This window comes from Dorea sp. D27, assembly GCF_001185345.1.
Lineage (GTDB): Bacteria > Bacillota > Clostridia > Lachnospirales > Lachnospiraceae > Extibacter.
On the sequence record NZ_KQ236744.1, the window covers coordinates 687,794 to 712,747 of the forward strand.

Below are 24,954 nucleotides of genomic sequence, written 5' to 3' on the forward strand. Positions count from 1 at the left end.
TTTGAAAAAAACCCCGTCCCCAATTCGTTTTTGGGTGTCCCCTGTCTTTATTCCGCCATAGTCAGATGGCATACGGCTCCTTGATAATCTGGTTTCACAGCCAGTATTTCGTGAAGAATTTCTGCTGCTCTTTCTTTTTCTCCCAGGCCGATTTTCCCAAGTGCCATGAGATACTGGCAGTATATATCATTGCGTTCTTTGATATTTTCCGGGAACACTTCTATTTCTGGAAGCGATACGGCGAAATAATCATAAGTAACATGGTCGAAAATATGCTTTTCACCGAATGCCAGGAGCTGATGATAGCATTTCCTGGCGGCGGCCCTGTTTCCTAGTTCTTCATTTGCCAGGCCCTGATAGAGGATCGTGTCGGAGGGCTGGTCGTTATAGTACAGGACGCTGGAAGGCTCCTCAAGGCCTGTGGCCGCTTTCTCAAAATATGACCGGGCGGTCTTGCCGTCATTCTTTGCTTTATATGCTTTTCCGAGATAGTAATCCGCTATGTTATCCTGGACGTTCGGAAGCTTTCCTTCTCCTAAGTTCTCAGGATACGCTTTCGTCGCCTCGAGCAGGCGGATTGCCTCATCATAGGAAGCATCCGCCAGAAGCTTAAGTGCCTTCTGTGTCAGTGCGTAGCGGTACTGGGCGCTGACCTTGCCTTCGCCGCCTTCCCACGGATGGAACCGGTGTCCGTTCAGGCAGTCCAGTGCCAGATCGTACTGGCCCGTATTATTTAACAGTGTAATGTATTCCACATAGAGCGCGTCACGGTATTCCACAAGCTCAAGATGGGCGCAAAGGAGCGTAAGCCTGTCTTCGGCGGATACACCGGCTCTTGCACGGAGCTGGTCATATTCCAGAAGGAAGCGGGAGCTGGAAGCATCAAGTGAAAATGCTTTCGCCATACATTCCAGCGCTTTCGGAATATCTTTCTGCTTGTTGTAATATGCAATTGCAAGGTTCCGCCAGTTCATGCCGAAGCAGGGCGCCTTATCGGCAGCGGTTTCCCAATGGAAGACTGCCTTCTCATACTGCTTCTTGTCATACAGGAGACATCCAAGGTAATAGTGGGCAAAAGGTGCGTCATCAAGCAGCCGGACAGCACTTTCCAGAATAAGCACTTCCTCAGGGCGGTTCGGGAAGCAGTAGCTGGAATCGGCAGCTTCGCCGAGCTGATGCATCCTTGCGGCCTCGCCCCTCTCCCCCTTGAGCTCATAGATGTACCCTTTATAATAATGGAGCAACGGAGAGCTGTCGGCACAGGAGGCCAGTATGGCCAGCGCATCCTCATAGAGACCGGCTTTCATATAATCAAGTGCCAGTTCCAGATAGTTATGAGCAGGCTCTCGCATCTTGGACTTCCATTCCGCAAAGTCATTGCATTGCATTGCACTCTCGTACAGGGTTCCCATGTCCAGCGGGTCGATAGACCGGCTCTCGGCAATGAGAGCTTCATTGTCTGCAGAGAGCATACGAAGAATCGCAGCCTTCAGTGTACGGGCTTTCATATTGTGCCAGCCGCGGATGAGAGAATTATCTATAAATGCAAGCGCCTGACGGTAATCGCCCTGGCGGCAGGAGAGACAGGCCAGCCAGTAGTAACCGGCTCCCTGTGTCTCATAGCTCCATGTAGATTTATAGAAAGCATCATAAGCCGCCTGTATATCACCGGTCATGACGAGCGCCAGACCAAGGTTGAAATAGCTCTCGCCATAGTACGGATTCGGGTTCTTCCACGTCTGCTTCTCAATCGCCTTCTTAAAATGACCGATACTCGCCGTAAAGTTCCCGCGCCTGTACTGGAGAAGCCCATATCCATTGTTCAGACGAATATCAGACGGATCACGTCTTAGTCCCTCTACATAGTAAGCTTCCGGGTCAAGCGTGGCATGGCGGTACTGTTCGAGATGAAGTGCGCCCAGATATAGCTCCTCTGTGGTCTTAAGCTCTTCAGGAGGAAGAAGAGGCTCCGCCGGCTCCGGCGTCGGTTCCAGTTCCTGCGCTTCGTGCGTATAGGAGACAAGCCCATAGCCTTCTGCGTCGGATAGTGTGACCGTTACCCCATCGAGGCTTTTGAGAGCGGTGTCAAAGGCGGCGTCATAATACTGTGCCGGGGTGAGATCCGACCGGTCGGTGAAGAGTGTCTCGTCTCCTTTCTTTACAGAGACTAAGGCGTTCTCAAACGTTCCGGAAGTGTATGCTTTCAGCAGACACTTGCCGTCGGCAAGATCGATGCTGACCGCCGCATCTTTTGTGGCATTCTTAACGCGCCCCACATGCTTGTAAGGCATAAAATACTGGGTAAATGTCTTCTCTTCATATGGCTTCAGCCATGTAAAATCAGGCTGGTTGTCTGCGTAGACACCTGTCATCAATTCTATATAAGGTCCGTCTGTCTCTGTCAGGCTGCGGTCCCAGGCCTGGCCAAAGTCGCTGTTGCCCCATGTCCACTGCTTCTTGCCCGGGGATATGTGATGGTCGGCTACGTGAAGCAGTCCGGCATCCACCTGTTCGTCGAAGTTTCCGATAAAATCATAGTCAGAATGTGCCGCCATATAAGAAGTGGGGACCTTTATATTGCGGTAGCATGAGATATCGATTCCCTCGGAATAGTCGTATTTATAGTATTCACCTGTCGCGACAGGAAAGGTTGACACCGCACGCTTGCCATGGTCCATGACAGCATGGACATCCGGCGGAAATACAGAGTATGTATAGTCATTTACAGGTACAGCGGGATTGGCCCACCAGAGAAAGGTCTGAGGCATATCTGTCCGGTTGTACAGGCGTCCCTTGATCTCAATATAAGCCTTGCCGGGACGGAGCGTAAAAGCGGCCATTCCCTTTGTCCCGTACATTTTGTCGATCTCACTTACATATACCGTAGCAGAACCGTCGGTATGTTCTTCCCAGTGGCAGTCTGTAGGAGAATAGGTGGTAGGGCGGTGGTGCTGCGGCCAGTTGAACTCGATGCCTCCTGATATCCATGGTCCGGTAAGACCCACAAGAGCTGGTTTGATCACATGGTTATAATAAACGAAGTCATAGTTGTTCGTCTTGTCCAGAGCGCGCTGGATACGGCCTCCAAGCTCGGGGAGTACCATGACGAGCAGATAGTCATTTTCCAGATAGACAGCGCGGTATGACACATCCTCTTTTTCATCAGATATCTTTTCCGTCACCGGGAGCGGATAGACCTTTCCCGTACTTCCCTGGTAGGCGCGGTTCTCAATAAATAATGGACTTTTCTCCGCCGGGGATACTTTGTAGGTGGGAATTGTTACCGTCTCTTCCCACACGTGGACCTTGTCAAACTTCATTTTATATTCTCCTTTCATATATATGAGTAGATGAGCCGCGGGCGGCATGTTCCTGATGTCTCTCTGCATCCAGAGTATCATAGCGTGCCGTGTGTTAAAATGGCATAAATGATAAAAAGATGGACAATATTGTGCAAAGAGAATATAATGAGGCCAGAGAACACATCAAAAGCTGCGTGTAAAGAAGGGGGCTGCAGTACAGGATGAATGATATATCAGGTAAAGCAGATGGATTTAAAGATGAAAAATATATCATAATTCCAACCGAATCTTTTGCGGACTATGCGGAGCATCCGCTCGTGCGCACGATATATCCGACAGATGTTGGATTCTTTCCAAGGGCGCGTGCCCACTACCGGGAACGCGAGGAAGGGGCGGACCAGTATATCCTGATCTATTGTACAGAAGGAAAAGGGAGGATAGAGGTAGAAGACGAGGTGTACCACATCGGCCATTCGGATGCGTTCTGCATCCCAAAGGGCAGACGGCACAGATATTATGCGGATCAGGGAGATCCGTGGAGCATACTGTGGGCCCATTTCAAGGGGGAAGACACGGGATATTATCCGCTGGAGGAATGCCGAACCGTACATATGAATTCCAGACAGAGCGACAACCGCATGATGGTTCTGTTCAGGCTGCTGTTCCGTGTACTGGAGCGCAATTATACGATTGGCAACTTTATCTATATCTCACAAGTGCTCTCCCTCATATTGTCCGAGATATATTTCAGGGAAAAGACGGATGAGAGTACGGTGCAGGACCGGCACGTGACGATGGTAATCCGATTCATGTACCAGAATCTGAGGAGGAGCCTGACGCTGGAAGAGATATCTGAAGAAGTCCAGTTGTCCAAAAGTTATCTGAATACGATATTCAAGACGCAGACAGGACGTTCGCCGGTGGAATTCTTCATCCATCTGAAGATGCAGGAGGCGTGTAAGCTGCTGAAGGCAACAGACATGTATATCTACGAGGTGAGTTCAGAACTCGGATATGAAGACCAGTATTATTTTTCCAGGATATTTAAAAAAGTGGTGGGAATGTCGCCCAGAGATTATAAAAATGGAGATTACTTCTATTGTGAATAGTGCCGGAAAGGAAAAGCAACATGCATTATAATTGTTTGATTGTAGATGATGAGACAGAACTGGCTCAGATGACATGTGAATATTTTAAAATGTTTGATGTCACATGTACATATGTGGAAAACGCTGCCCAGTGCCACAGGTTCCTGAAGGAGCATGAAGCAGATATGCTGCTTATGGACATTAACCTGGAAGATGAGAGCGGGTTCGAAATATGTAAAAAAATCCGCCAGAGTTCTGACATCCCTATCTTGTTCATAAGTGCCAGGCAAAGTGATGATGATGTACTCATCGCACTTAATATCGGGGGAGATGATTATATCAAGAAGCCGTATTCGCTGAGTATCCTTCTGGCAAAGGTGAAGGTGACGCTTAAGCGCATGGCTAAGGAACGTGCGGGCAGCAGGGAGGGATACGGGGACGTATCGATTGATGAGGCCACGATGCGCGTCTATAAAGGCGGAAAGGAAATCCAGCTGAAAGCCAAAGAGTTCAGGCTGTTTCAATATCTGTTCCGCAACCGAAATAAAATCGTAACGAAAGAGGAATTATTTGAGGAAGTGTGGGGAGATTCTTATTTCAGCGACGGAACCTTGAATGTCCATATAAGGAAGCTGAGAGAGAAGATTGAGGAGAATCCGAATGAGCCTCAGATGATAAAGACGATATGGGGAACGGGGTATATGCTGGAATTATGAAACTTCGATATATAACGATAGTATTCACCGCTGCCATACTGCTCGTGCTGGCAGCGAACTTAAAAGAGACAGAGGCTCCAAAGTACCAGGCCGCGGACACCGTCTCCCTGAACATGGAATATGCGCGTATCGCAGAAGGTCTTGCGCAGGGAAAAAAGCGGGAGGATATAGAAAAAGACTCCGGCTGCCAGATACTGCTCGCATCGGATGCAGACTATGAGAGCCGGGTCATGGAGGCAGTGAAAAAAGGAGATACTCTGCTGGATTATAACGCAGATGGGGAAGAAGCAGGATATCCTGCAGGAAAAATCGTCTTTCCGGGTGCCCGTGAGCGGCTGGGAGAACTGGAAAAAGATGTACAGAGCCGTATGACCGCCATGTGCCTTCTCGTGCTGCTGATAGGATATGGACTGATCGCGCTCATTTATGTTTATTTCATCCGGCCATTTGGAAGGCTGAAACAGTTTGCCGCCGATGTAGCAAAAGGGAATCTGGATGCACCGCTTCGGATGACGAAGGGAAATTATTTTGGCATCTTTACGGAAAGCTTCGACTTGATGCGCGAGGAGCTGAAGAAAGCGAAAGAAAAAGAATATCTGGCCAATATGAGCAAAAAGGAGCTTGCCGCAGGACTGTCGCACGATATGAAGACACCTGTGGCGGTCATCAAAGCGACAAGCGAGCTTATGAAAGCAAAAGCAGAACAAAGCGGGGGACTGAATCTGGCGGAAGTACAGGAGAAGGCCGGCGTCATAGGGCAGAAGGCAGATATGCTGGGGCAGCTTACGGACAATATGTTCCATGCAACACTGGAAGAGCTGGAAAGCCTGGCGGTGAATCCGCTTGAAGTGCCTTCCACCGTCATATCCCACGTACTGGATAAGCTGCGTGTACATGAGGACGTCCGTATCCATTCTGAAGTGCCGGAATGCCTTGTCCATATGGATGTGCTGCGCTTTGAACAGGTGCTGGACAATATCCTGAACAATTCGGATAAATATGCCGGCACAGGAATCGATATCACGTTCAGAGAACAGCCGGAAGGGATTGTCGTCATGCTGAGGGATTACGGGGAAGGCGTGCCGGAAGATGAGCTTCCGCTCGTGAAGGAGAAGTATTACCGGGGCAGCAATGCAAAAGGAAAGGAAGGCGCGGGACTCGGGCTTTATCTGGCCGGATACTTTATGAAACATATGAAAGGGGACTTTGACTGCTATAACGACGGAGGATTTGTCGTGAATCTGTTCTTGAGGAAAGCAGGGCTGATGTAAGAAGAAAATGTATGAGAAAGTTTAAGAATCAGTTAAGAAACAGGCAGGAATCAGATTAAGACTTGCGAAGCCGCATAAGGTACAATAAAGCCGTGGAAGAAAAACCGCGGCTTTTTTATGTCCGCCAGAGAAAGGATTATAACTATGGGAGTAATATTAAAAGCGAAAGACCTGTGCAAGACATTTTCTAATGAAAGTGTCCAACAGCACGTATTGAAGAATCTTAACATTGAGATAGACGAGGGAGAATTTGCCGTCATCATGGGCAGTTCAGGATCCGGGAAAAGTACACTGCTCTATACGCTGTCCGGGATGGAGCGTCCCACACTCGGAAACATAGCAATCAGAGGAGAAGAGATATCAGGATACTCAAATGACAGGCTGGCAGTGTTCCGGAGGAAGAACTGCGGCTTTGTCTTCCAGCAGAATTATCTCAATGACACGATGACGGCACTGGATAACATCATGGTGAGCGGGCTGCTCCTCAGCAGGGAAAAAAAGAAGATAGCAGAAAAGACAGCCGGGCTGTTTGAAAAAGTCGGGCTTTCCCGGGATACGCTTCACAAGTATCCCGCACAGCTGTCAGGCGGGGAGGCGCAGAGAGTGGCATTCGTAAGAGGAATCATCAACACTCCGTCGGTCCTGTTTGCAGACGAACCGACAGGGGCGCTGAATTCTAAGAGCGCCTCTCAGGTGCTCGACATTTTTACAGAACTGAATACGCAGGGACAGACCATACTCATGGTGACCCATGATATGAAAGCGGCGATAAGAGGCAGCAGAATCCTGTATCTCCAGGACGGGGTCATCCTCGATGAACTGAGACTTGGGGCGTACAGCCCGGATGATGATAAGAGGCCGGAGCAGCTCCGTGGATTCCTGAGAGAGATGGGGTGGTAGTAATGGGACTTTTGCTGATTGCCAGAGATAACATCAGGAGAAAGAAAGGCAACACGTTCCTGTTCTTTCTGCTTGTGGCGCTATCCGTACTGCTGCTCTATGTCGGAATATCCGTGGTCACCAATATCGACAATGTCATAGACAGCAGGAATGCACATGTTAATGGCGCAGACTATCTTCTGTTCACCGGCAGCAGCCACACGCAGGAGATAGCAGAGATATTAAAGGAGCAGAAAGAAACCGCGTATATGGAGCGGGAGAAGGCGCTCTACGCTACTGGCGCCAAATTTTATAAGGAGGGAGAGAAAGCAGCGGACGCAGATCAGCTGGAATTTTTCTTCTTTGAAAAAGACGCCGCGCGTAAACTGTCCGTCATACAGATTATAGATGAGGGCAAAGAATGGAACGATAACTCCGTCTTGCTCCCATATTATATGAAGACCGGTATGGGTTATGAGACAGGGGATGTGCTCTGTGTGGACTATAAGAATCAGGTATATCAATTCCAGGTGTATGGGTTTACAGAAGATGTTATGTTTGCCACCCCAAATAACCTGCCGGCAGTAAAATGCTTTATATCTGCCGATGCATTTGCCGCATATTCAGACGCGTGGGATAAGGATATGGCGTACCGTGTCAAACTGGATAAGGGATATGACACGGCAGAATTCTCAGATAAGATGCAGGATGTGCTGAGCGCCGATATAGCAGATTACCAGCAGGTACTCAACTGGACGCTGGACTATAGCACGATGCGGACAGGAACCGGCGTCGCCGCAAATATATTTATGGGGATACTGACTGCATTTGCAGTGCTGCTCGTACTTATATCGCTCGTAATCGTAAGGTTTAATATCCGTAATGCAATCGAAATGAATATAAGGAATATCGGGATGCTGAAAGCGTGCGGGTACACGGGAAGCCAGCTCAGAAGGGCCTCCATGCTGGAATATCTCCTGACAGGTCTGCTTGGCATAGGCGCAGGGCTGGCTATTGCGCAATCCGCTTCCGGAATCGTCGGAAATATCATATCTGCTTCCCTTGGACTTCAGTGGGATATGGGAGCAGATATACGGAGCGCCGCCATCAGTACTGCGGCCGTAATGGTACTGATTCTTGCGGCGGTATATATAAGCTGCCGGAAATATAAGAAGATTACCCCGCTGGACGCCATGAGAAATGGAATGCACAGCCATAATTTTAAGAGGAACCACGTACCGCTTTCCACGACGCATCTGCCTCTTCATGCTGCGGTCGGGATGAAGCATGTGCTGCTGGACAGAAGGCGGACACTTGCATTTGGCGGCATTGTCGCACTGCTTTCCTTCTGCGCCCAGATGTCTTTTGGCATCTACGACAATTACGCCGTACAGGACAGGAAACTGATAGAAGTGACCGGATTTGAGACTCCCGATATTACAACGGCCGTAAAAGAGGCAGATCCTAAGAAGGCGGAAGTATTACAGGCAGAGCTGGAAGATAAACTGTACGCTGTAGATGGAATCTCTCATATCGTCGCGTACACTGCAGACGATGTGACCTGTACTTACAAAGGCGGCAAAGAAGGTGTCAACTGTGACGCTTATGACGACACGGAACATCTGCGTATCGACAATGTGGTAGAAGGCAGAAGGCCTAAGCTGGACAATGAAGTGATGCTCTCCACCGTGATTGCCGACAGGCTCGGAGCCGGTACGGGAGACGTCGTATACCTTAAGCTGGGGGGCAGCAGGCAGGATTACCTCGTCACGGGGCTGAGCCAGGGCATGAACCATCTCGGGAAAAAAGCGATGGTCACGAAGGAGGGATTTGCACGGATCAAACCAGATATCGTTCCGGAGCTGTATATCTATCTCGACGAAGATAAGGATGTACCGTCCATGGTAAATGAAATCAAAGGAATTGTAAAAGGAAAAGATGTGACAGTCACGAATTTCCTGGATTATATATCAGTTTCGCTCGGCTCTATAAAATCAGTCATGAAGGTACTCTGTATCGTTATGTTTGGCGCGGTCAACCTTGTCATTGCACTCATACTCATACTGCTCGTCAAGACGCAGATCGTGCGAGAACAGCGGCAGCTGGGCATATATAAGGCGCTCGGTTGTACGACGAGGCAGCTCATACTGCAGACGACCATGAGTTATATTCCGGTTGTGCTGTCTGGCGCACTGTTTGGAAGCGCTGCGGCCTGGTTCGGAACAGAACCGTCGCTCATTCTCTGTTTTTCAGCTTTTGGTATCAAAAAGTGCGGGCTTGATATGAACATTGGCGCAATGGCCGCAATCGTGGCCGCAATTGTTCTGTGGGCATGGCTGGCAGCAGTGGTCTGGTCCATGAGAATCAGAAAAATAGAACCTTGCAGAATGATTGAGGAAGTGTAATATAGTCCATCAAAAGATAACATATGGAATTTTGCTTGCTGCACAATGATGTTATAATCCGTATAAGAACTTAAGCTTATTGAACTGCCCATGTTCAATGAGGTATAAACGTGAAGAACATGATTTCAGTCTATTCAAAAGACAGGAGGATATGAAGATGAGTGAGAAGATTCCAGAAAAAATGTCAGGGATGAAGCTTCCGGGCGGAGCCAAAGTACAGCCGGTCACGTGTGATGTGCCAAAGCCGGGACCGGGGCAGGTGCTTCTGAAGATGAAGGCTGCCAGCTTGTGCGGAAGTGATCTGAAGTATATCTATTTTGAACACACGGATAAGACCGGCGGGGCCAGATACGATGACGTCATCGCCGGACATGAACCGAGCGGGCAGGTCGTGGCCGTCGGGGACAAAGTAGATGATTTTAAAGAAGGGGACCGTGTCGTCGTATACCATATCCAGGGCTGCGGATACTGTGACGAATGCCGCAAAGGATTCTATATCAACTGCCAGCAGCCGGAGAGAAGAGCGTACGGATGGCAGAGGGACGGTGCACTGGCGGAATATATGGTTGCAGACGCGGATACATGCATCCACCTCCCGGATTTCCTGACTTATGAAGACGGGGCCATGATAGCATGCGGATTTGGCACTGCCTATCAGGGGCTCTTAAGAGCCAATGTCTCCGGTAATGACAGGGTGCTCGTCATGGGGCTTGGGCCGGTAGGACAGGCAGCCCTCATCCTGGCCAAAGCGCTTGGAGCCCAGACAGTTGGCGTAGATATCTCGGAAGAAAGAATGGAGATGGCCAGGAAAATCGGTGCGGATGAGGTTCTTGCCGGTGATGACAGTGTGGTAGAGAATGTTATGAAACTCACCGGAGGCAAAGGGGTGGAGGTGGCCGTAGACTGTTCCGGCAGCAGCGTAGGACGGCACAGATGCCTGGAGGCGGCCAGAATGTGGGGCAACGTCGTATTTCTTGGAGAACAGGGAACCGTGACGTTTGAGCCGAGCCCGCTTCTGCTGCATAAGAATCTTACGCTCCACGGTTCCTGGGTGACATCCGTAGGCAATATGGAGAAGCTCGTAGAACTGCTCGACAGGAAGAAGATACATCCGAGCCAGATTATTACGCACCGCTTCCCTCTGAAGGAGACGGACAAAGCGTTCGAAGTGTTTGCGACCGGCAAAACAGGCAAAGTATGCATCAATCACGAGATGGAATAGAAGAGGGGGAGATTATGGAGGCGGTAGAACGGATCAGGAAGTGGCTTGAAGAAAATAACTATGACGGTGTGCTTCTGAACCGGAGGGATAACTATACCTGGGTCAGCAAAGGTGCCAAAAGCAATGTAGTGTCCAACAGCGAAAATGGTGCAGCGTACTATGCCATAAGGCGGGACGGTATCGACCTGCTGGCGGACAGCAGCGATCTTCACCGCATGGACACGGAACAGAACCCGCTCGGGGCAGATCCGGTGCTTCTCCCATGGTATGTATCCAAGGATGCACAGATAAAAGACTATATAGGGGGAAGACGGTTTGCTTCAGACACAGGGACAGCAGGTACTGCAAATGTACAGGAAGAGCTGGCTGAGCTGCGTCTGAGGCTTACGGAAGAGGAAGTGGCGCGCTATGAAAAGGCTGGAGAACTGTGTGCGGATATCGTCGAAGGGGTCTGTGCGGAGGCGAGGCCGGGGATGACGGAAAACGATATCGCACATATGCTCAGTTGCCGCTGCATCCAGAACGGGGTAAGCCCCGATTGCGTACTTGCAGGCGCTGATGGGCGTATCCTGTCATACCGTCATCCGGTTCCGGCCGGAAAGAAAATAGAAAAAAGCCTGATGGTTGTCCTCGGCGGAGAGCAATACGGCTTGTACACGAGTCTGACGAGAATGGTATATTTTGCCCGGGTGCCGGAAGAGATCAAAGAGCGGTACGAAAAGACGCAGTATATCTTTGCGTGTATGCAGACGATGATGCGGGACGGGATGACCTATAAAGAATACTTTGAAAAAGTAAAGGCACTATACGCGGAGGCGGGGTATGACGGCGAATGGAAGATGCATCACCAGGGAGGGCCGACCGGATATGCATGCAGGGAATTTATCCCGGCTCCAGGCGACGAGCGGACAATCCGCGAAGGCCAGGCTTACGCGTGGAATCCTACGATTCTCGGTACAAAGTGCGAGGAGACTACCTATCTCGGGGCCGATGGGGTAAGGATACTGTCCATGTCTTCTAACTGGCCCCGACGAATCATTGATACGCCACATGGGATGATAGAAGTGGCGGAAATTCTGAAACGATAGCCCGGTGACATGCCGGGCTATCTGGCAAATTCACCAAATTCTTTAGCTGTGTCGAAAATTATATGTTGACTTTTTCCCATAAAATGGTAATATTATACTTAATTAAGGACTTTATTAAATACTTTATTAAAGTTTTGGCGAAAAGTGCGCGTATCATAGAATATAGTGAAAGGAGGGGTGGATGGTGATACAGAGAACGAACAATTCAGAGGTGAAGAAGCTGAACCGGAACCGCGTTTTTCGTTATATAAACAGTAAGAACAGAACTTCTATGCCGGATATCGCTGCCGCGCTTGATATGAGCGGACCTACAGTGCTGCAGATAGTAAAAGAACTAAAAGAAGCGCATGTCGTCTGCGACGCCGGGGAATTTGAATCTACAGGCGGCAGGAAGGCAAAGGCGCTTGCAGCAGTAAAGGATGCCAGATATGCGGTGGGAATCGAGATAACCCGGAACCATATCGGAATGGTTCTGACGGATATGACGGAGACCGTGCTGAAACATGTGCGTATGCGGAGAGCCTTTACATATGAGGACGAGTACTTTGTTCAGCTTGGTGAGGCGCTGGCGGACTTCATCGGGGAGGATAAGGCAGTTAGTGAAAAGGTTGCAGGTGTGGGAATATCTGTCCCCTCTATCGTGGACAGCAATGAGAACCATATCACATATTCGAGGGCGCTGGATCTGTATGATATAGATGGGGAGGTGTTTTCCCGCCATATTCCGTATCCATGCGTATTGATTAACGATGCCAACGCCGCGGCCGCCACAGAGTGCATCGCGGACAGGCAGCTGGAGAGCATGATATACCTGTCCCTGAGCAATACGGTGGGCGGTGCGGTCGTGTTCCGGCAGGAGACCGGACAGGAGGAAGCGGGGAGCCCGCTGGTCAGCGTGTTTGAGAATATGTATATCGGGAGGCACTGGCACAGCGGTGAATTCGGGCATATGGTCATACATCCTGGTGGCAAGACATGCTACTGCGGCAAAAAAGGATGTGTAGATGCGTACTGTTCCGCGCTTTGCCTGGCGGAATACACGGACGGTTATCTGGAACGCTTTTTTGACAGAATGGAGGATGGGGATCTTGAACTTGTGAACGTATGGGAGGACTATCTGGACGACCTGGCTATCACGGTTGATAACCTGAGAATGTGTTTTGACTGCGATATAGTGCTCGGAGGCTATGTCGGGAGCTGTATCGGTCCCTATATCAAGGAGCTGCAGAAAAGGGTGGCGGAAAAGAACATCTTTGAAGGGGGAGGGACTTATGTCCGTGCCTGCAGATACCAGAAAGCCGCATCGGCTTTAGGGGCCGCGGTCTATTATATTGAAAACTTTATAAATTCTATATAGAGAAGTGAAAGGAGCAGAAGAAGATGGATGGGATGATGAAGGTTGCAGTAATGAATGGAATTGGGGAGATGGGCTATACCGAGCGCCCGATACCGCAGGTTAAAGATGATGAAGTACTTGTGAAGCTGGAGTATGTTGGAATCTGCGGCAGCGACATGCATTATTACGAGATGGGAAGAATCGGGGACTATATCGTAGAGCCGCCGTTTGTTCTCGGACATGAACCAGGCGGAACCGTCGTTGAAGTGGGGAAGAACGTGACCCATCTGAAACGAGGCGACCGTGTGGCGCTGGAGCCGGGGAAGACATGCGGCAAATGCAGGTTCTGCAGAGAAGGGAAGTACAACCTCTGCCCTGACGTGGTGTTCTTCGCGACCCCTCCCGTTGATGGCGTATTCCAGGAATATGTGGCACATCCGGAAGATTTGTGCTTTAAGCTGCCGGAGAATGTCAGCACGCTGGAAGGTGCGCTGATTGAACCGCTGGCGGTAGGCTTCCATGCGGCAAAGCAGGGAGATGCCCATGCAGGACAGACGGCGGTCGTATTCGGAGCAGGCTGTATCGGCCTCGTGTCCATGATGGCATTAAAGGCATGCGGAGTGTCCAGGGTGTATGTGGTGGATGTCATGCAGAAGCGTCTGGACAAGGCGCTGGAACTCGGGGCCGACGGCGTTATCAACGGGAAGGAAGATGACGTGCTTGCAATGGCAAAGGAACTGACGGACGGAGAAGGCTTTGATCTGGCAATTGAGACCGCGGGTACAGAGATTACGACAAACCAGGCAATCCAGGCAGTACGAAAAGGATCCAACATCGTCCTTGTCGGCTATGGCAAGACAGGTATGATGAATATGATGATGAGCCTTGCCCTTGACAAGGAAGTTACATTTAAAACAGTATTCCGCTACCGCCATATCTATCCGATGGCCATTGATGCGGTGGCTCAGGGAAAGGTGGATTTAAAGGGAATAGCCACGCACATCTTCCGCTTTGACGACATACAGACGGCGATGGACAGAAGCGTGAACGAAAAGAGCGAGATAGTGAAAGCAGTCGTAAAAATTGCAGAATAGCCGTAAGTTTGCCAAATAAATAACATTATGCAAATTACATGAATTTATAAAAAAAATATTGTGTAACATTGCATATTGCACAGTCATGTGCTTTTGATATATAATTATATAAATTGAATTTATAAAATAGATTTATAAAAGTGGTATGTGTAAGAAAGCTATACTTTTCTGTTCACCGGCAAAATCACAGAAATGGGCATGAAAAAAACGCCTGATTAAGGCGTTTTCAATAAAAAACAAGACTGTTCATAAAAGTATACTTTATGAACAGCGGCAAAGCAATATTAAGCAGAACGGCTAGCAACCGGGAGGAGGACGAAATGGGAATTATCGAAAGTATGAGACTGGACGGCAAAGCAATCTATGTAACAGGTGCTGCAAGCGGGATTGGCAAATGCGCTGCTACGGCATTTGCGGAAGCCGGTGCGGACGTGGCCATCGTGGATATCAATCTGGAAGGCGCTGAAGAAGCTGCAAAGGAGATTAAAGAAGCTACAGGTTCCAAGACAATCGCAATCCAGTGCGATGTTACGAAAAAGGACCAGGTAGAAGCAATGGTTGCAAAAGTTGTAGATACATATGGAAAGCTGGATGCCTGCTACAATAACGCTGGTATCGCGGTGAACGCTCCCGCGGAGGAGATGACATTCGAACAGTGGCAGAAAGTAATCGATATTAACCTTACAGGTGTATTTCTCTGTGCTACAGCGGCCGGAAGGGTGATGCTGAAACAGGGACATGGATCCATCATAAATACCGCTTCCATGTCAGGGCATATCGTGAATGTACCGCAGCCACAGTGCGCATACAATGCTTCGAAGGCCGGTGTAAGCCAGCTGACCAAATCACTTGCGGTAGAGTGGGCCAAGAAGGGCGTACGGGTCAACTGCATAAGCCCCGGATATATAGGAACTGAACTGATTATGAATGCAGAACACCTGAAACCATTGATTACACAGTGGAATGCAATGGCACCGATGGGAAGACTTGGAAAGCCTGAGGAGCTTCAGTCGATTCTCGTATACCTTGCAGGGGACACCAGTACGTTTACAACAGGATCCGATATCATCGTAGACGGAGCATTTACCTGCTTCTAAAGGGATCCCAAACAGGATAGCTGATAGCAAAAGCTATAAAATAATATATTTCAAGGAGGAAAACGTATTATGAGGAAAAAAGTGGTAAGCGTGATTCTTTGCGTGGCAATGATTGCGGCAATGGTTGTTGGATGTACAACCAAGTCACCGACTTCTGGCGGAGACGACAAGAAGGATAACGAGAAGAAAGACAGCTACAAGGTCGGTATCTCCATCCAGTCTCTGAAGAATGATTACTGGGCAGGCGTTATGGGTAAGCTTGAAGAACTTTTGAAAGACAAAGGATGGGACTACACATTGCAGGATTGCTCTAACAATTCATCAGAGCAGATCAGCCAGGTTGAGAACTTTATCACATCAGGCTGTGACTTGATTATGGTTCACCCGGCTGACGCAGACGCTCTTGAGACTGTATGCCAGCAGGCGCTTGATGAAGGAATCAAGGTTATGTGCTGGGACGACCCGATGGAGAATACGACTGCAAACTGGATTCTTGACAACACGGCACTTGGAAATGACATCGGCAAGACGGCGGCAGCTTTCATCAATGAAAACTATACAGCAGATAAGCCGGCTGAGGTCTGCGTTATCGGCAAGCCGTCTACAAAGGTTCTGTTAGAGAGAGCGAACGGTATCAAAGAAGGATTGGAAGAGAACTGTGACAAAGGCAACTATAAAATAGTAGCAGAGGTTGACGGACTGGAAGCAAATGAAGCACAGTCAAATGTAGAGACTGTTCTTCAGGCAAATCCTGACTGTTCTGTATTTGTAGGTGTTGGAGCAGGCGCTATGATCGGTTCTAACGAAGCATTGCTCCAGAAGTTCGGCGGAGCCGGCAAAATTCCGGAGAACTATGGTGTCATCACTACAGACGTTACTCCACAGCAGTTAGAGTCTCTTAAGGCAGGAGATGAGGCTGTAAGAGCTATCATCGGCTTTGAAGGTTCCAGCACAGATACAGCGGAAGCTTGTTTGAAGATGTATGAGAGAATCCTTGACGGCGAAGACTTCTCAGGTGACAATCACAATGTTCAGAGACCGACGATGGAAATCAATCTGGACAATATCGATGATATCATGAAGGGAATGTAACATCATAATAAAGCTAGCGAGACGATAAGATAGAGGCGGGTTGCTCCGCCTCTATGTAATATCCGCTTGACTCAGGGGGAATGAATATGAGCGAAGAATATGTACTGCAGTTAGAGCATATAAGAAAAGAATACCCGGGTGTTGTTGCACTGAAAGATGTTACGTTAGAATTAAAGAAAGGCGAGATTCTTGCACTGATAGGAGAGAACGGGGCCGGGAAATCTACGCTGATCAAATGCTGTTCGGGAGCGGTTATCCCGACTTCCGGCAAGATTATCGTAAACGGCAGAGAATTCACCAGCATGACACCTCAGCTCGCGGCTGAGAATGGAATTGCAATCATTTATCAGGAATTCAACAATGTTAAGGAACTGTCTGCAGCGGAAAACCTGTTTTTGGGAAGACCTATCAGAAAAGGGCCTGTCATTGATAAGAAGGCGATGGAGAGAGAGGCGGCAAAAGCTTTCGAGCAGCTCCAGATTAAGATTGACCCGAAGACTCTGATGAAGAACCTGACGGTCGGCTATCAGCAGATGGTTGAGATTGCCAAGGCAATCCAGCAGGATGCAAAGATATTGATTATGGATGAACCTTCTGCACCTCTGACGAGCGCGGAAGTTGAAAGTATGTTCCGGGTAGTAGAAAGACTGCGCAAGGAAGGGATTTCTATTGTCTACATATCTCATAGATTGGATGAAATCTATCGGCTTTCAGATAGAATCCTCGTATTACGTGACGGAGAATATGTAAAAACATTGATTACAAAAGACAGCGAAGTCCAGGAACTCATCAAGCTTATGGTAGGCCGGGAACTGACGGAGACCTATCCGCCGCGGGGGGACTGTATCGATACAGATGAAGTGGTATTGGAACTGAAAGGAGTCACCGGCAACGGAGATAATGATATCAGCCTGAAAGTGCATAAAGGTGAGATAGTAGGCCTTGGCGGGCTGGTTGGAGCGGGCCGTACCGAGCTTGCGGAAGTTATCTTTGGAGCCGCGCAAAAGACGTCCGGGCAGGTCATATTTAAGGGACAGGAAGTAAATCCAAAGAGTCCCCGGGAAGCCATTGACCTTGGAATCGCACTCGTGCCGGAAGACCGGAAACGCCACGGGGCTATGCTCGGCATATCGATTAAGAATAATATCAATATGCCTATCTATGAGAGAAACTCCCGTCTTAGCGTAATCAATTCCAAGCTGGAGCTGGAGACTGCTGAGAAATATCAGAAGAGCATGGCGATTAAGACACCGACGCTGCACCAGCTCGTGAAGAACTTGAGCGGCGGGAATCAGCAGAAGGTGATTCTGGCAAGATGGCTTGCGGCGGATTCCGAGCTGATTATATTTGATGAACCGACAAGAGGTATCGATGTCGGCGCAAAATATGAGATCTACAAGCTGATGAATGATCTAGTTGAAAAAGAAGGAAAGGCAATTCTGATGATTTCTTCTGAGATGGAGGAACTGATGGGTATGTCGGACAGAATTGTTGTGCTGTCGGAAGGTGAGATGACCGGAGAGCTGGAAAAGAGCGAGTTCAATCAGGAAACCATCATGGCGTATGCATCCGCAGCAAGAATGGAGGAGGGTCAGACAGTATGAAAAATAAAGTAGTATACCAATTAAAAGATAAAGCGATATGGGTCGTGTTTTTGATTCTCGTTGTTGCGTTTACCATCGCGAATCCGCGCTTTATAAACCCGAGCAACATATTCTCGCTGCTCCGCCAGGTATCCATGTTCGGTATTGCTTCTATCGGTATGACATTTGTTATCTTACTTGGGGATATCGACCTGGCAACGGGTTCAATCATGTCATTTGTTAACATTGTATGTGCTTATCTGATGGTCAACATGGGAGTAAATATGTGGCTTGCCATACTTCTTACGCTTGCGGTGTCTACCCTGATTGGCGTATTGAATGGTTTCATGGTATCCACGATCGGCATCCCGGCCTTGATTGCAACCTTTGCAACTCAGACAGCGTTCTCAGGCCTTGCCTACATTCTGAGCGGCGGTCTCCCGATTAACGGATTTACAGACAATTTCCGCATTATCGGACAGGGATATGTCAGCGTCGTTCCAGTGCCGGTTATTCTCATGATCATCTGCTTCGCGATTGGATCGTTCATTCTGAACAAGACTTATTTCGGACGTTACTTCTATGCAGTGGGCGGTAACGTGGAAGCGGCGAGGCTGTCAGGCATACGGGTCGGAAGAATCAAATATCTTGTATTTGCTATCTCGGGATTCTTTGCAGGCCTTGCTGGTATTGTTATGCTGTCACGTACAAATTCAGGCATGCCTAACGCTGGTGACGGATATGAATTTAAGGTAATCACCTGTGTCGTTTTAGGCGGTGTATCCGTAACCGGCGGCTACGGTAAGATATCAGGTGTCGTTGCAGGTACATTTATCATCGGCGCGCTGACGAACGGCATGATTTTGTTAAACATTAATTCCTATATCCAGGATGTCGTCATGGGTGTCGTACTTGCACTTGCGGTTGGTTTCGACTGTATCCAGAAGAAGAGACAGCAGAATTAATATCAGTACATATATACGAATACAATGAAGTCTAAAAATCCCGGTAAATGTCTGTTTACTGGGATTTTAGAGAATATAAAGGGTTCTGGAAGGCGATTGGGGGACTGTTTGTTGACATATGATGCAATCGTAAGTAAAATAATGAGTATATAATTATAAGACAAGTGAAGGTAACTAACATTGAATAAAAGTCAACAGATATATCATTATATACGGACACACCAGTCAGTTTCCAAACAGGACATCGTTTTAGGACTTAAGTTCAGTCTTCCGACGATTACGCAGAAGCTCCAGTATCTGGAGCAGAGGAATCTCATAGATACGTCCAGGAAGATACAGAATACAGGTGGACGCAATGCCACGGCATATTCCTATGTGAAAAAGGCGAGGGCGGCAATCGGCGTCTATCTGACCGGACACCATATCAACTGCGTGGCGGTAGATTTGTCGGGCGATGTCATTGATATGACAAAGGAGCGCATTACATTTAATTTAGAAGATGAAGCATATTTAAAAAAAATCGGTGAAGTGGTAGAGCGCATTAAGAATGAGGCGGAAATCAGCGATGAAGCGCTGCTTGGAGTCGGAATCGCGGTGCAGGGTCTCGTGTCTGAAGACGGGGAGGTCGTAACTTATGGTCTTACGCTTAACTTTACCGGAAAGACAAGGGAAGAAATCGCAAGATATATACCGTACAACAGCCGGCTGTTCCATGATTCCAGCGCGGCAGGCTATGCAGAGGTATGGATTGACCATGACATATGCAATGCATTTTACATCAGCCTGAGCAACAGTGTCGGCGGTGCGGTCCTGGTTGACAATAACATATATGAAGGCAATACGCAGAAAAGCGGCGAGATTGGCCATATGACGGTCGTACCGGAGGATGGTGAGCAGTGCTACTGCGGAAGATTCGGCTGCTTTGACACGGTCTGCCGTTCGACCAATCTGGACCAGTACACAGATGGGAATTTGGAACTGTTTTTTGCGCTTCTGCAGTCCAGAGACAGAGAAGCGGAAAGACTCTGGGATAAATATCTGGATGACTTGTCGCTCGGCATCCACAATATCCGTATGCTGTTCGACTCTGACATAATTCTTGGAGGCTATGTAGGGGCATATATAGAGTCATATATGGAGGAACTGTGCAGGCGGGTGGACGAGAGGACTTCCTTCAGCGACTGTGCGAGAGACTTTCTCTTCCCTTGCAAGTATAAAGTGGAATCTGCCGCGGCAGGTGCGGCAATCTGCTTTATCGATGAGTTTTTTGATACTATTTGACTGTTGGCATTAATGGAGGGTTATAGATATGAAAGCTGCGGTATATTATGGAAAGCAGGATTTGAGAGTAGAAGAGGTGCCGGAGAAGGAATTAAAAGATAATGAAGTCATGATCAAGGTGAAATACTGTGGCGTGTGTGGAACGGATATCCACATATTCAATGGTGACGGAGGCTCTTTTGCAGTTACGCCTCCGCTCATTCCAGGACATGAGTTCTCCGGAGTGGTGGCGAAAGTCGGTGCCGGTGTCACATCAGTGAAGGTCGGTGACCGTGTAAGCGGCGATCCGAACGATATGTGCGGTGAATGTTATTTCTGCAAGAATGCGATGCAGCATTTCTGTACGAACAATATCGGGCTTGGAACGACGGTAGACGGCGGCTTTGCCGAGTATGTCGTCATCAGAGAGAAGCAGGTGTACAAATTTTCGGACGAGCTGAGCTTTATAGAAGCCGCTATGGCAGAACCGATATCCTGCTGTCTGCACGGAATAGACCTGTGTCATATCAAGTCGGGAGACACCGTGCTTGTGATGGGCGGCGGCCCGATTGGTATGATTATGATGCAGCTGGCTAAAAACGCGGGGGCATCCAAAGTAATCATGTCGGAGCCTGTAGAGGAAAAGAGAGAGCTGGCAGTGAAGCTCGGCGCGACAAAGACAATCAACCCGATAGAAGAGGACGTGCAGGCTGTGCTGGCAGATTATTGTGCCAACGTGGATGCTGTCATCGAATGTGTCGGCAATATACATACGCAGGAAGACGCCATCAAGTTCGCCGGAAAAGGAGCGACGGTTATGTACTTCGGCCTGGCAGCGCCGGAGGAAAGCCTTCCTCTTAAACCAGATGACGTGTTCAAGAAAGAGCTGAAAATCACTTCTTCGTTCATCAATCCATATACATTTGAACGTGCGATTCAGGTGTTGGAGTCCAAGGCGATTGATTTGGAAAGCCTGATTACGAATATCGTACCACTGGATGATATCGCGGATGTATTTACGAAACCGGAATATAGAAGGACCGGGAAGGTTATGATTCAGGTTTCATAGTAGCGGGGGTAAGTAAACCAGGCGGCGGGCAGGGAGCCGGATGGCATCTGCTCCGATGCGTCCGAGACTCCGGCTATTTCACGTATCCCTAACCCTGCGGAATGCGCGCCGACAGCAGCTTGCATCCCGCAGGATGAGGGCTCCGGATAGGATTCTCCGCCTCTTCCGCTTACACCTGCGCATCTCCCACCCGGCTCCCCGCCCGCTATCTACCTTACTGGCATGGGCGAGGGTGGATGTGTGACGTTACTGGTCAGCGGCGTCCACTTTACTAAACTCCTAATTCTTCCGCCTTGAATATCATATATCCTTCATAGTAGTAGCTGTGGTCAATTCCTTTCATGTATACTTCGCGGCTGTTTATCTTGTCTGTAAGTGCTGCTTTCAGAATATGCTTAATTTCAATATCCTTGATTGGGCTTCGCTCCATTGCCATTAGGTAATCTTCTTTATCTATTTTGCTCCAGTCGATGACCTGGCCAATTTCTGCTTTCAGAATCAAATCAAGCCAGATACGGGTGCATCGCCCGTTGCCTTCTCTGAAGGGGTGCGCGATATTCATCTCTACATATTTTTCAATAATTTCATCAAAGGTAGACTGTGGCATCTTGTCTATATTTTCTAGAGAGGCCTTTAGATACATCAACGGCGCGAATCGAAAATTCCCTTTTGATATATTCACGGTTCTGATAGTACCGGCAAAGTCGTAGATATCTTCAAACAGGTATTTATGAATCGCTTGAAGTGCGGAAAATTTACCTGCATCAAGCGTCCCCAGTATCCCCTCTTCAAATAGCTCGATGGCTTTCCTTTTGCTGATACGTTCTTCTTCACGCGCAAGAGCGACAGAATCATCAATCCCTAATTTATTTTCAAGTGCCATGGTACACCTCCAATGTAATATTTTCCGCCTGTCATTACCCTGGGTCTGGATAATTGAGTATTCCTAATATATTATAACATTGTTTGTATGAAAGAACACAGTTTATTGCAGTTATTTCAATGGTTAATTTAGAAACAATCGGTCCATAAAGTATTGACGCAGAATTGGTATTGTAATACAATACCAATATAAGGAGGTGCACGGCATATGAATTATTTTTTAGGAGTGGACATCGGTACGTCCAGCGTGAAATCGCTGCTTATGGATACGAAAGGGCATGTGGTCGGGACTTCACAGGTTGGATACGACATAATAAAAAGCAGACCGGAATATGCGGAGCAGGATATGGAGGTATTGTGGGAGGCTTCGCGGCGGACGATTGCAGACGTGGTGAAAAAGTACCCGGAAGAGGCAGCACGTATTCAGGGAATCAGCTATTCCGGGCAGATGCATGGTCTTGTCATGACAGACGCGCAAGGCTGCCTCATACGTAATGCGATCATATGGGCTGACCAGCGTTCGGAAGATGAGATTCACAGGATATACGATATCGTGGGGGAAAATTCCTACCGCAGCGTCACTTTGAATTCTCTCAGCACAGGATTTCTTATCTCTTCCCTTATGTGGGTGAAAGAACATGAGCCGGACAATTATGAGAAGATACGCTATGTCATGTTCCCGAAGGATTACATAAGATTTCGGATGTGTGGGGAATTTGGCACGGATATGACAGATGCCTCAAGCGGCGCAATATTTGATACGAAGCAGCGCCAATGGGCCTGGGAGCTGATAGACAGGCTTGGCATAGACAGGGATATGTTCCCGGAGCGCCACGAGTCCTGTGATGTGGTCGGAACAGTGACGAGGGAATGCGCAGAAGTGACGGGACTGAAGCCCGGCATAAAGATTGCCTGCGGCGGCGGCGATACCTTGATGCAGGGTGTGGGCAACGGCATCATCGGACCTGGGTCACTGGCAGCTAATATTGGGACGGCATGTCAGATATCGGGCGCATTTAACGAACCGCTGCATGATGAAAAGTACCGCACGAACACGTTCTGCCATGTAAAGGAAGACTTGTGGATGCTGATGGGAGCCCATTTGAGCGGCGGTGTCGCGATGAAATGGCTTATGAACGAGATTCTGTATATGGATACGTTCGATGAGATGACGGCCATGGCGGCGGCCGCTCCGGCGGGCAGCGAAGGGCTCGTATTCCTTCCGTATCTGAGCGGGGAGAGGACGCCATACAATGACCCGGGTGCCAAAGGGATTTATTTTGGCATGACGCTCCGGCATGGAAGAGAGCATATGATCAGAAGCACGATGGAGGGAATCGTATTCGGCCTGCGCACATCCATCGAGATATTCAAAGGGCTCGGCATCGAGTACAGTAAGGTTATCGCGTCCGGAGGGGGTGCGAGGGGACGGCTGTTCCTTGAGATGCAGGCGGACATATTCGACTGTGACATCTATACGAATGCCGGAAACGAACAGGCAGGAATAGGAGCGGCGATAACAGCGGCAGTTGCATGTGGAGAATATGCGGATTACGAAGAAGCATGTGCCAGACTTGTACATATGAAGGACACGGTTGTGACGCCGAACCGCGAGAATCAGAAATATTATGAAGAACAGTTCGCGGTATACAGAGAACTGTACGGACATAACAAAGACCTGTTCCATATGTAAGGGAAGAAGCGGTGAGCATATAGGATGAAGATATTTCAAAAAGGCTTTAACTATTCACAGGACGGGAACGGCAACCGGCTCGTCTACCATCTGCAGGGCTGTAATATGAAGTGCCCTTGGTGTGCCAATCCGGAAGGGATGGAGCCGGATGGCGTAATTGTGGCGGACAGTGAGTGGATACTGGAATCTGTCTGCCCGCATGGCGCGGTAAAGGGGACGCATGTAGACAGAGATATGTGCCGCACGTGCACAAAGAAAGAGTGCATCACAGAGCATAATACAAAAGGCATGTATCTATCCTACGAGGAAAAGACGCCGGAAGAAGTATTCCGTGAGGCATGTGCCAGTGAAATGATGTTTTATGACGGTGGAGGGGTGACTTTTACCGGTGGAGAGGCAACCGTGCAGTTCAAGGAACTGAAGGAAGTACTTCTCAGATTGAAAGACCACGGCATCCATACCGCCATCGAGACGAACGGGACGCATCACAGGCTGCCGGAACTGTTTCCGCTTATTGATGAACTTATCATGGACTGCAAGCACTGCATTGCAGAAAAGCATGAACGGTATACAGGTGTTCCTTGCGGCGGCATCCTGCATAACATAAGAGAAGCGGCGGCAAGCCACCCGAAGCTTCATGTGCGCGTACCACTGATCGGAGGAATCAACGACGGCCCGGACGACCTGAAAGAGTTCCTTGCTTTTTTCGGTGAGATCAAAGGAGAGAATGTGACATTCGAGGTGCTGGCATATCATGAATTCGGCAGAAAAAAATGGGAAGAATGCGGATGGGAATATAAGATGACTGAGGGGGCATATGTGAAGGATGAAGTGCTCGGGCAATTCCGGGGAGCAGTCACCCGTCTGGGCTGCCATTACAGAAGAACGTAATCAGACCTTCACAGATGCGTG

At 48.8% G+C, this 24,954-nt stretch carries 19 protein-coding genes; 17 read left to right on the plus strand and 2 right to left on the minus strand.

Features of this window, described 5'->3' with window-relative positions; genetic code table 11:
* Nucleotides 1–47 precede the first annotated feature (47 nt).
* Nucleotides 48–3,320, minus strand: a complete 3,273-nt coding sequence (locus HMPREF0980_RS09765; protein ID WP_049728875.1) for a DUF5107 domain-containing protein — start codon at nucleotides 3,318–3,320, stop codon at nucleotides 48–50.
* 203 nt (nucleotides 3,321–3,523) lie between these two features.
* On the opposite strand from HMPREF0980_RS09765, the gene HMPREF0980_RS09770 reads away from it, so the two are divergent.
* The 15 genes from HMPREF0980_RS09770 (at nucleotide 3,524) to HMPREF0980_RS09840 (ending at nucleotide 21,467) form a co-directional block, all read left to right on the plus strand.
* The gene (locus tag HMPREF0980_RS09770; RefSeq protein WP_049728876.1) at nucleotides 3,524–4,411 is read left to right on the plus strand and encodes an AraC family transcriptional regulator; all 888 of its coding nucleotides are present in this window, start codon (nucleotides 3,524–3,526) and stop codon (nucleotides 4,409–4,411) included.
* Nucleotides 4,412–4,431: 20 nt separating this feature from the next.
* Nucleotides 4,432–5,106: a response regulator transcription factor gene (locus HMPREF0980_RS09775; protein ID WP_049728877.1), complete on the plus strand. Its 675-nt coding sequence runs from the start codon at nucleotides 4,432–4,434 to the stop codon at nucleotides 5,104–5,106.
* Nucleotides 5,103–6,377, plus strand: a complete 1,275-nt coding sequence (locus HMPREF0980_RS09780; protein ID WP_198146224.1) for a sensor histidine kinase — start codon at nucleotides 5,103–5,105, stop codon at nucleotides 6,375–6,377. The genes HMPREF0980_RS09775 and HMPREF0980_RS09780 overlap by 4 nt, the downstream gene beginning before the upstream one ends.
* A gap of 144 nt (nucleotides 6,378–6,521) precedes the next feature.
* Nucleotides 6,522–7,277, plus strand: a complete 756-nt coding sequence (locus HMPREF0980_RS09785) for an ABC transporter ATP-binding protein (protein WP_049728879.1) — start codon at nucleotides 6,522–6,524, stop codon at nucleotides 7,275–7,277.
* A 2-nt stretch (nucleotides 7,278–7,279) separates the two neighbouring features.
* Complete coding sequence (locus tag HMPREF0980_RS09790) at nucleotides 7,280–9,661, plus strand: ABC transporter permease (protein ID WP_049728880.1); 2,382 nt, start codon at nucleotides 7,280–7,282, stop codon at nucleotides 9,659–9,661.
* A gap of 157 nt (nucleotides 9,662–9,818) precedes the next feature.
* Nucleotides 9,819–10,883: a zinc-dependent alcohol dehydrogenase family protein gene (locus HMPREF0980_RS09795; protein WP_049728881.1), complete on the plus strand. Its 1,065-nt coding sequence runs from the start codon at nucleotides 9,819–9,821 to the stop codon at nucleotides 10,881–10,883.
* Nucleotides 10,859–11,971: a M24 family metallopeptidase gene (locus HMPREF0980_RS09800; RefSeq protein ID WP_242847375.1), complete on the plus strand. Its 1,113-nt coding sequence runs from the start codon at nucleotides 10,859–10,861 to the stop codon at nucleotides 11,969–11,971. The genes HMPREF0980_RS09795 and HMPREF0980_RS09800 overlap by 25 nt, the downstream gene beginning before the upstream one ends.
* Before the next feature lie 181 nt (nucleotides 11,972–12,152).
* Nucleotides 12,153–13,328 (plus strand): ROK family transcriptional regulator, encoded by a 1,176-nt coding sequence (locus tag HMPREF0980_RS09805; RefSeq protein WP_242847376.1) that lies wholly within the window; start codon nucleotides 12,153–12,155, stop codon nucleotides 13,326–13,328.
* A 23-nt stretch (nucleotides 13,329–13,351) separates the two neighbouring features.
* Nucleotides 13,352–14,401, plus strand: a complete 1,050-nt coding sequence (locus HMPREF0980_RS09810; RefSeq protein ID WP_049728883.1) for an NAD(P)-dependent alcohol dehydrogenase — start codon at nucleotides 13,352–13,354, stop codon at nucleotides 14,399–14,401.
* Between the two features lie 320 nt (nucleotides 14,402–14,721).
* A complete protein-coding gene (locus HMPREF0980_RS09815; protein ID WP_049728884.1) occupies nucleotides 14,722–15,498 on the plus strand; it encodes an SDR family oxidoreductase in 777 nt (258 codons plus the stop codon).
* Between the two features lie 69 nt (nucleotides 15,499–15,567).
* Nucleotides 15,568–16,590 (plus strand): sugar ABC transporter substrate-binding protein, encoded by a 1,023-nt coding sequence (locus HMPREF0980_RS09820; RefSeq protein WP_049728885.1) that lies wholly within the window; start codon nucleotides 15,568–15,570, stop codon nucleotides 16,588–16,590.
* A gap of 86 nt (nucleotides 16,591–16,676) precedes the next feature.
* On the plus strand, nucleotides 16,677–18,194 hold the full coding sequence (locus HMPREF0980_RS09825) for a sugar ABC transporter ATP-binding protein (protein WP_049728886.1): 1,518 nt from the start codon (nucleotides 16,677–16,679) through the stop codon (nucleotides 18,192–18,194).
* Nucleotides 18,191–19,138 (plus strand): ABC transporter permease, encoded by a 948-nt coding sequence (locus HMPREF0980_RS09830; protein ID WP_049728887.1) that lies wholly within the window; start codon nucleotides 18,191–18,193, stop codon nucleotides 19,136–19,138. The genes HMPREF0980_RS09825 and HMPREF0980_RS09830 overlap by 4 nt, the downstream gene beginning before the upstream one ends.
* A 180-nt stretch (nucleotides 19,139–19,318) precedes the next feature.
* Entirely contained in the window at nucleotides 19,319–20,419 is a 1,101-nt protein-coding gene (locus HMPREF0980_RS09835; RefSeq protein WP_049728888.1) for an ROK family protein, read from the plus strand.
* 28 nt (nucleotides 20,420–20,447) lie between these two features.
* Nucleotides 20,448–21,467: a zinc-dependent alcohol dehydrogenase family protein gene (locus HMPREF0980_RS09840; protein ID WP_049728889.1), complete on the plus strand. Its 1,020-nt coding sequence runs from the start codon at nucleotides 20,448–20,450 to the stop codon at nucleotides 21,465–21,467.
* Between the two features lie 271 nt (nucleotides 21,468–21,738).
* Here HMPREF0980_RS09840 and fic read toward each other — a convergent pair whose 3' ends face one another.
* Nucleotides 21,739–22,350 (minus strand): protein adenylyltransferase Fic, encoded by a 612-nt coding sequence (gene fic, locus HMPREF0980_RS09845; protein ID WP_049728890.1) that lies wholly within the window; start codon nucleotides 22,348–22,350, stop codon nucleotides 21,739–21,741.
* Nucleotides 22,351–22,557: 207 nt separating this feature from the next.
* Here fic and xylB point away from each other — a divergent pair, with 207 nt between their 5' ends.
* Complete coding sequence (gene xylB / locus HMPREF0980_RS09850; RefSeq protein WP_049728891.1) at nucleotides 22,558–24,042, plus strand: xylulokinase; 1,485 nt, start codon at nucleotides 22,558–22,560, stop codon at nucleotides 24,040–24,042.
* A gap of 24 nt (nucleotides 24,043–24,066) precedes the next feature.
* Nucleotides 24,067–24,933: a glycyl-radical enzyme activating protein gene (locus HMPREF0980_RS09855; protein ID WP_049728892.1), complete on the plus strand. Its 867-nt coding sequence runs from the start codon at nucleotides 24,067–24,069 to the stop codon at nucleotides 24,931–24,933.
* The last annotated feature ends 21 nt before the right edge of the window (nucleotides 24,934–24,954 follow it).